This window comes from Nocardia sp. NPDC055321, from assembly GCF_053645575.1.
The window spans coordinates 1-8,405 of sequence record NZ_JBSHMS010000063.1; the positions used below are offsets into that span (position 1 = coordinate 1).

The following is an 8,405-nucleotide window of genomic DNA, read 5'->3' on the forward strand; positions in this document are numbered from 1 at the left end:
CGATGCGCCATGGCGTGCTGCCGGCGACGTTGCATGTGGATGCTCCGTCCCCGCATGTGGATTGGGCCTCGGGGGCGGTGGAGTTGCTCACCGAAGCCCAGGCGTGGCCCGAGACGAGTTCACCTCGTCGTGCGGCGGTATCGGGGTTCGGGATCAGTGGCACCAACGCACACGTCATCCTCGAACAAGCACCTGTCGATCCGGAGCCGACAGCATCCGGAGACCGCACAGATCTGGACGAAGCTATCGCGCCGATGCTTCGCGTCGGTGCCACGGGCGCAGATTCTGTTGTGCCGTGGGTGCTTTCGGCGAAGTCGCCGCAGGCGTTGCGAGGTCAGGCTGAACGGCTGCGTGAGTTCGTGACGGCGGATCAAGGGCTTTCGCTCGCTGACGTCGCGTCGTCTCTGGTGACGACACGATCGGTGTTCGAGCATCGCGCGGTAGTTCTGGGCGCGCAGCGCGATCACCTGCTGGCCGGATTGAATGTGCTCGCCGACAGTGGTGACGATCCCGATGTGATTGTCGGTCAAGTCCGTTCGCGCAGAGTCGCTTTCGTTTTTCCCGGCCAAGGTTCACAGTGGGTCGGCATGGCGCGCGAGCTCCTCGAGTCGTCGCCGGTGTTCGCATCGACCATCAGGCAGTGCGAGAGCGTGCTGGCACCACATGTGGACTGGTCGTTGACCGAAGTGCTGAGCGGACAAGACCACGACACGGACGTGGATCGGGTCGATGTGATCCAACCCGTGCTGTTCGCTGTGATGGTGTCACTCGCAGCGCTGTGGCGTGCCTGCGGTGTTGTTCCGGACGCGGTTGTCGGGCATTCGCAGGGCGAGATCGCGGCCGCGTACATCGCTGGCGCACTCAGCCTCGACGACGCCGCCAAGATTGTCGCACTCCGCAGCAAGGCCCTGCGCACGGCATCGGGAACCGGCGGCATGGTGGCCGTGCCGTTGTCCGCCGATGCCACACGGGATCTGATCGATTCCTCGGGCTGTGTGGTCTCGGTCGCGGCGATCAACGGTCCCGGTTCCGTTGTGGTCGCTGGCGTCAATGATGCGATCGCAGCGTTCGTTCAGTACGCAGTGGATCTCGGTGTGGAAGCCAAGCGGTTGCCCGTCGACTATCCGTCCCACTCCCCGTTGATGGAAACTCTCCACGCGCAATTGGTGCGAGATCTATCGGGTATCAGGGGTATTCGCAGCGAACTTCCGTGGTGCTCCACCCTGACCGGGGACTGGGGATCCAGTGAGATGCTCGACGCCGAGTACTGGTACCGAAATCTGCGACAGCCAGTCGAATTCGAGTCTGCGATCACGCGAATGATCGGCACCGGATACGACCTGTTCGTCGAGGTCAGCCCGCATCCCGTCCTGACCGTGGGCATCGCCGACCTCGCCGAAGCCCCAGACGCGCCGAAATTCGCATCGCAGGCACAGGTTGCGACAGTCGGGACGCTCCGACGTGACGACGGCGGTATGACCCGCTTCGTGCGATCGCTGGCACAGACGTTCGCATACGGCGTGAGTGTGGATTGGGCCTCGTTGGTGGGGCGAGGTGGTGCCGGCAAAGTGCAACTACCGACCTATGCGTTCCACCGGGACCGTTATTGGCTCACGCACAGCACGGACACCTTCGATGCCCGAGCGGTCGGCCTCGAACCCACCGGACATCCGTTGATCACGACAATGGTGCCACTGCCCGGCGACGGTGGAACCGTCTACACCGGTCGACTGTCCTTGGACAACTTCCCATGGCTGAAGGACCATGCGGTCACCGGATCGGTGCTGCTACCGGGCACCGCGTTCTTGGACATGGCACTCGAGGTGGGTGTCCTCGTCGGCTACGACCTAGTCGAGGAGCTGACCCTCGAGGCGCCACTGTTGCTGGGCGATGGCAGCCGCGATATCCACGTGTCGTTGAGCGATTTCGACGAGGAGCGGCACAGTCGGTCCATCACCGTGTTCTCGAGACCGGCCGATTCGGATCAACGCGATTGGACGTGCCATGCGGTCGGGCGCGTGTCCAGCACTGGTGAAGACATCCCACCTGCGGTGGACCTCGGTGCCTGGCCTCCCGCGGGCGCGAGGGAAATCGACCTCGATCACCTCTACGCAGCGGTCGAGGAGCGAGGATTCGAGTACGGCCCCGCGTTCCAGGGTCTGCGCAAGGCGTGGAAGCGGGGCGAGGAGTACTTCGGCGAGATCGACGGTGTCGAGGAGATCGCCTCCGAAACAGGGGTTTTCGCTGTTCACCCTGCCCTGTTGGACCCTGCTCTGCACCTGATTCTCACAACGGACGATGCATCGGAACGAACTGGAATCCAATTACCGTTCTCCTGGACACGGGTGGCATTGCATCGGGCGGGTGCGGCCGATCTGAGGGTCAGACTGGCGCGGACGAGCGACAGTGAATTCGCGATTGACGTGGCGGATGGATCAGGTGTTCCCGTGGCATCGATCGGCTCGCTCGTCATGCGTCGGCTGCGTACGGACCAGCTCGATCCAGCTGGTGCCGACCCTGGGTCCGGGTTGCTCTTCCACGTCGATTGGCAGCCGGTATCCCCGGAGGCGGTAGCGAACGAGGCGCCACTCACTGATTGGGCTGTCCTGGGGTCGGGTCGCGCGGCCGTCGTGGAGTCGATCGGTGGGGGCGCGAGGGCACGTGCTTTCGCCGATATCGAGACGTTGGTTGCGGATTCGGAGCGTCTGTGCCCTCCGGTTGTCGTCATCGTGTCCGACAGCCGTTGCTTCGCGGACCCTTTGGGAGCGCAAGCAGAGGCAGCCGAGGTACTGAACACGATTCAGAAGCTCCTCGACGCTCGTGGCCTGATCGGTTCGCAGATCCTGGTCGTCACTAACTCCACCATGGAGATCGGTGTGCAGGACGCTCGGCACAGCGACCCGCTCGATCTCGCAGGCGGCGCGATCTGGGGACTGGTGCGAACCGCTCAGTCCGAGCACCCGGGACGCTTCGTGCTGGTCGATGTCGATGAGGACATCGCCTCGTTGCGCGCACTGCCACATGTGCTTCCCGCCGACGAACCCCAAGTCGCCATCCGACATGGCGAGATCTTCGTGCCCAGGCTGAAGTCTGGAGTGTCGACCACGCGGGGGCTGACGATTCCCGACACATCCTCGTGGCGACTGGACATCGTGGGTCGAGGGACCATCGACAATCTGAGTCTGGTCGAGTCAGGGGGAGGGGACCGACCATTGGCAGCAGGCGAGGTCCGCGTCGCTGTGCGCGCCGCCGGTCTGAACTTTCGTGACGTGCTGATCTCGCTCGGAATGTATCCCGGCACCGCTGAGCTCGGCAGCGAGGGCGCCGGGGTGGTCCTCGAGGTCGGAGCGGGAGTCGAGACCATCGCACCGGGTGATGAGGTCATGGGATTGTTCTGCGCCGGATTCGGCCCCATGGCCATCACGGACCACCGCATGATCGTCCCGAAACCACCCACGTGGACGTTCATCGAGGCCGCGGCAGTGCCACTGGTGTTCGCGACCGCGTACTACGGCCTCGTCGATCTGGCTGAACTCGGTTCCGGCGACAAAGTGCTCGTACACTCTGCGGCCGGTGGTGTCGGTATGGCTGCGGTCCAGCTCGCGAAACATTGGGGCGCTGAGGTTTTCGGAACCGCGAGCCCGGGCAAATGGTCGGTCCTGCGGTCACTGGGGCTGGACGACGCACACATCGGTTCATCACGTTCGCTCGACTTCGAATCCGAATTCGGTGCCGTTGCGGGTGAGAACGGAATCGACGTCGTCTTGAATTCGCTGGCCAAGGAATTCGTCGATGCGTCACTTCGAATGCTCGCCGGGCGCGGTCGTTTCATCGAAATGGGCAAGACCGACATTCGCGATGCCGGTAGCCTCGATCGCTTCGGGGAGTCCGTCGACTACAGGTTCTTCGATCTCTTCGAGGTCGACCCCGGGCGCATCGGTGCCATCCTGCGCGACGTGACCGCACTGTTCGATCGGGGCGTACTCGAGTTGCCACCCATCACGGTCGTCGATGTCCGGCGCGCCCCCGCCGCCTTCCGCCTGCTCGGCCAGGGCCGGCACTCCGGAAAACTGGTGCTGACAATCCCCGAACCCACCTGGGGTACGCGTGGGACGGTATTGATCACCGGCGGTACCGGCACCTTGGGCGGACATGTCGCACGTCATCTGGCATCGCGGCACGGGGTGGACAACTTCGTCCTGACCAGCCGTTCGGGAACGGAAGCCGCCGGGACCGCCGAGTTGGTCGCAGACTTGGCCGAATTGGGTGCACGGGCCGCGGTTGTCGCCTGCGACATCACCGACCGTGAATCTCTGAGACAAGTGCTGACAACCATTCCCGCCGACCGTCCGCTTCGGGGAGTGGTCCATGCCGCGGGTGTTCTCGACGACCGCACCATCGAGTCGTTGACCCCGGAGGCATTCGATCGAGTATTCAGGCCGAAGGTCGCCGGTGCGATGAATCTGCACGAGCTGACCTGCGAGGCGGATCTGTCGCTGTTCGTGATGTTCTCGTCGGTGGTGGGGGTGCTGGGCAGTGCCGGGCAGGCGAACTACGCGGCCGCGAACGCCACCCTGGATTCGATCGCACGGTATCGGCAGCGGCGAGGATTGGCGGCCACCTCACTCGCCTGGGGGGTCTGGGAGCAGGACAGCTCGATGACGGGGCACCTGAATACCGTTGACAGAGAACGGATCACCCGTTCCGGAATCGGCCGATTGTCGACCGACGAAGGCCTTGCGGAACTCGACAGCGCGGTGAGGAGTGGGCTGTCGAATCTGGTTCCCTTCCGAGTCGACCGCGAAGCGCTCAGCGTCCTGCGGAGCCAAGCCACGACTCCCACACTGCTGCGTGCTCTCGCCGAAGCACCCAAGCGGCGCAAGAATCCCACCGGCAGCCGACGGAGCGAGCTCGCATGGTCTGAGCGGCTCTCGGGTGCGGCCGCCGAGGATCGTCTCGCGATCGCCCTGGAGACCGTCTGTGCCGAGATCTCGGTCGTACTCGGGCACGCCGGCATCGGAACCGTCGATCGAACGCGTTCCTTCAACGAACTCGGATTCGATTCCCTGACCGCGGTAGAGCTGCGCAATCGGCTCTCCATCACCACCGGCATGCGATTGCCGGCCACAGCGATCTTCGATCATCCGAACCCCGCTGCCCTGTCCGAAAGGCTTGTCGCAGACACCCTTTCCACACAGGGGGCCGCCGGGTCGTCGCAGCTTATAGACAAACTGAACGCTCTGCTGGGCGTAGTCAGCGATGACGCGAGTGTGCGCGAGACCGTTCGAACACGGGTGCGCACACTGTTGGCCGACTGGGAAGAAATCGACTCGGCCGAGCTTGATCTCGAAGCCGCAGCCAGGATTCAACTCGCAAGTGCAGATGAGATATTCGCAATCATCGACGACGAGCTCGAGCGCTCGTAGCCATTCGCAATATTTCTTATCGATGCATGGATTGGTGCTAAATGTCTGACAATGCCGATGCCAAACTTCTCGAATACCTGAAGAAGGCCTCGACCGAGTTGCTGGAAGCACGTGGCCGCCTTCGAGCGCTGGACGCGCGCAACACCGAGCCCATCGCGATCGTGGGCATGGGATGTCGCTTTCCCGGGGGTGTTTCGTCACCAGAAGGCTTGTGGGACTTGGTATCCGGTGGAGTAGACGCGATCGGTGCGTTCCCGATCGATCGTGGCTGGGACGAGGGCTTGTACGATCCGGATCCCGAGGCCTCGGGCAAGGTCTATACCAGGGGCGGTGGATTCCTTTACAAAACAGCTGATTTCGACGCAAGCTTCTTCGGCATCAGTCCGCGTGAGGCGTCGGCGATGGATCCGCAGCAGCGGTTGCTGTTGGAGACCTCGTGGGAGGCGTTGGAGCGGGCGGGAATCGATCCGCGCTCGATGGCCGGAAGCGAGACCGGCGTATTCACCGGGGTGGCGTACAGCGACTATCTTCCCCGACTGACCTATGCGGGCAAGGATCTCGGTGGCCCCGCCGAAGGGTTCACACTGACCGGCGGCTCACTGAGCGTTGTGTCCGGCCGCGTCGCCTACGCACTGGGTTTGGAAGGCGCTGCCGTCACCGTGGACACGGCATGTTCGTCGTCATTGGTGGCGGTGCACCTCGCGGTGCAAGCGCTGCGCGGTGGGGAGTGTTCCCTTGCCTTGGCCGGTGGAGCCACCGTGATGGCCACGCCCGGTCTTTTCGTGGAGTTCTCACGTCAGCGGGGATTGGCTCCGGATGGGCGGTGTAAGGCGTTCTCGGCCACTGCGGACGGCACCGGCTTCGGTGAGGGTGTCGGTGTTCTGGTGTTGGAGCGGTTGTCCGATGCCCGCCGTCACGGGCATGAAGTCCTGGCCGTGGTGCGTGGTTCGGCGGTGAATCAGGACGGTGCCAGCAATGGTTTGACCGCACCGAATGGTCCCTCGCAGCAGCGGGTGATCCGTGCGGCGCTGGCCAACGCCCGGTTGGCGGCCTCCGATGTCGACGCGGTCGAGGCCCACGGCACGGGCACGGCGCTGGGTGATCCGATCGAGGCCCAAGCGCTCCTGGCGACCTACGGTCAGGATCGTGAGCCGGACCGTGCTTTGCGGCTTGGTTCGCTCAAGTCGAATATCGGTCATACTCAGGCTGCCGCGGGTGTGGCGGGTGTGATCAAGATGGTGATGGCGATGCGCCATGGCGTGCTGCCGGCGACGTTGCATGTGGATGCTCCGTCCCCGCATGTGGATTGGGCCTCGGGGGCGGTGGAGTTGCTCACCGAAGCCGAGGTGTGGCCGGAGACGGGTGGGCCTCGTCGTGCGGCGGTGTCGGGGTTCGGGATCAGTGGCACCAACGCACACGTGATCCTCGAACAAGCACCAACGGAACCGGAGACCATGGGCGTCGGCAAGGGTGCCGAACTGCCCGAGACCGGTTCGACGCTGTCCCTTGGCGACGGTGAGAGTGTGAGTTCCGTTGTGCCGTGGGTGCTTTCAGCGAGGTCATCGCGAGCATTGGATGGTCAGGCCGAACGGTTGCGTGAGTTCGTGACCGCGGATCCCGGGGCCGCGCTCGCTGATATCGCGTCGTCGTTGGTGTCCACGCGGTCGGTGTTCGAGCATCGCGCGGTGGCACTCGGGTCGGATCGTGCCCAATTGTTGGCTGGTTTGGGTGCCGTGGTCGAAGGCACGGACGCGGCAGGTGTTGTGCGGGGTGCACCGGTCGAAGGTCTGACGACGTTCATGTTCTCGGGTCAAGGGAGCCAGCGCGCGGGGATGGGGCGTGAGCTTCATGCGGCGTATCGGGTGTTCGCTGAGGCGTTCGATGCGGTGTGCGCGGTGATGGATCCGTTGTTGGGGTGCTCGTTGCGGGAGGTGGTGTTCGCTGCACCTGATGTGGACGGGTTGTTGGATCGGACGGTGTTCACCCAGTCGGGGTTGTTCGCGGTTGAGGTGGCGTTGTTCCGGCTTCTCGAGTCGTGGGGTGTGCGTGCGGATTTCGTGATGGGGCATTCGATCGGTGAGCTCGTCGCGGCGCACGTGGCGGGGGTGTTGGGTCTCGAGGATGCGTGTGTGTTGGTGGCCGCGCGTGGCAGGTTGATGCAGGCGTTGCCCGAGGGTGGGGTGATGGTCGCCTTGCAGGCCAGTGAAGCCGAAGTGGCGGAGCTGCTGCGTGGTCACGAACGCCTTGTTTCGATTGCGGCGGTGAATGGTCCTTCCGCTGTAGTGATTTCGGGGGAGCAAGCGGCCGTCTCCGGCCGTGTCTCCGAGTGGGAGGCCTCGGGGCGTAGGGCGAAGCGTCTTCGGGTGAGCCATGGTTTTCATTCGGCGTGCATGGAACCGATGTTGTCAGAGTTCGAACAGGTCGCGGCAGGTGTGTCGTTCCACGCGCCGCGGATTCCGGTGGTCTCGAATGTGACTGGGGTACAGGCGACCGCCGAAGAGCTGTGTTCGCCTGCGTACTGGGTGGCTCATGTGCGCGAGTCGGTGCGGTTCTTCGATGGGGTGCGCTGGCTCGAGGATCACGGGGTGACCCGGTTCGTGGAGTTGGGTCCGGACGCGACTTTGTCCACCCTCGGGCAGGGCTGCCTGGGCGAGGGTTCAAGTGCGGTGTTCATCGCCACTCAGCGTGGGGATCGGCCCCAGATCGACGCGTTGCTCGAGGGAGTGGCGCGAGCTTTCATCGCGGGAGTCGAAGTTCGTTGGGAGACGATCTTCACGGGTGGCCGGCGGATCGCCTTGCCGACGTATGCCTTTGACAGACAACGATTCTGGCTCGATACCCCGCCGTCCCTCGGGGACCTGACCGCCGTGGGACTGAGTGAGCTCGAGCATCCGTTGTTGGGTGCGGGGACTGAGCTTGCGGGTTCTGATGGTGTGGTGTTCACGGGTCGGTTGTCTGTTCGTTCGCATCCGTGGTTGG

The 8,405-nt window shown here is 64.0% G+C and carries 2 protein-coding genes; both read left to right on the forward strand.

Going from position 1 to position 8,405, the window contains the following annotated elements; translation table 11 throughout:
* Positions 1-5,426, forward strand: a 5,426-nt coding sequence (locus tag ACWIGI_RS41455; RefSeq protein WP_454209183.1) for an SDR family NAD(P)-dependent oxidoreductase, incomplete at its 5' end; no start/stop codon positions are given.
* Between the two features lie 41 nt (positions 5,427-5,467).
* The coding region (locus ACWIGI_RS41460; RefSeq protein WP_454209184.1) for a type I polyketide synthase at positions 5,468-8,405 on the forward strand (2,938 nt) is incomplete at its 3' end.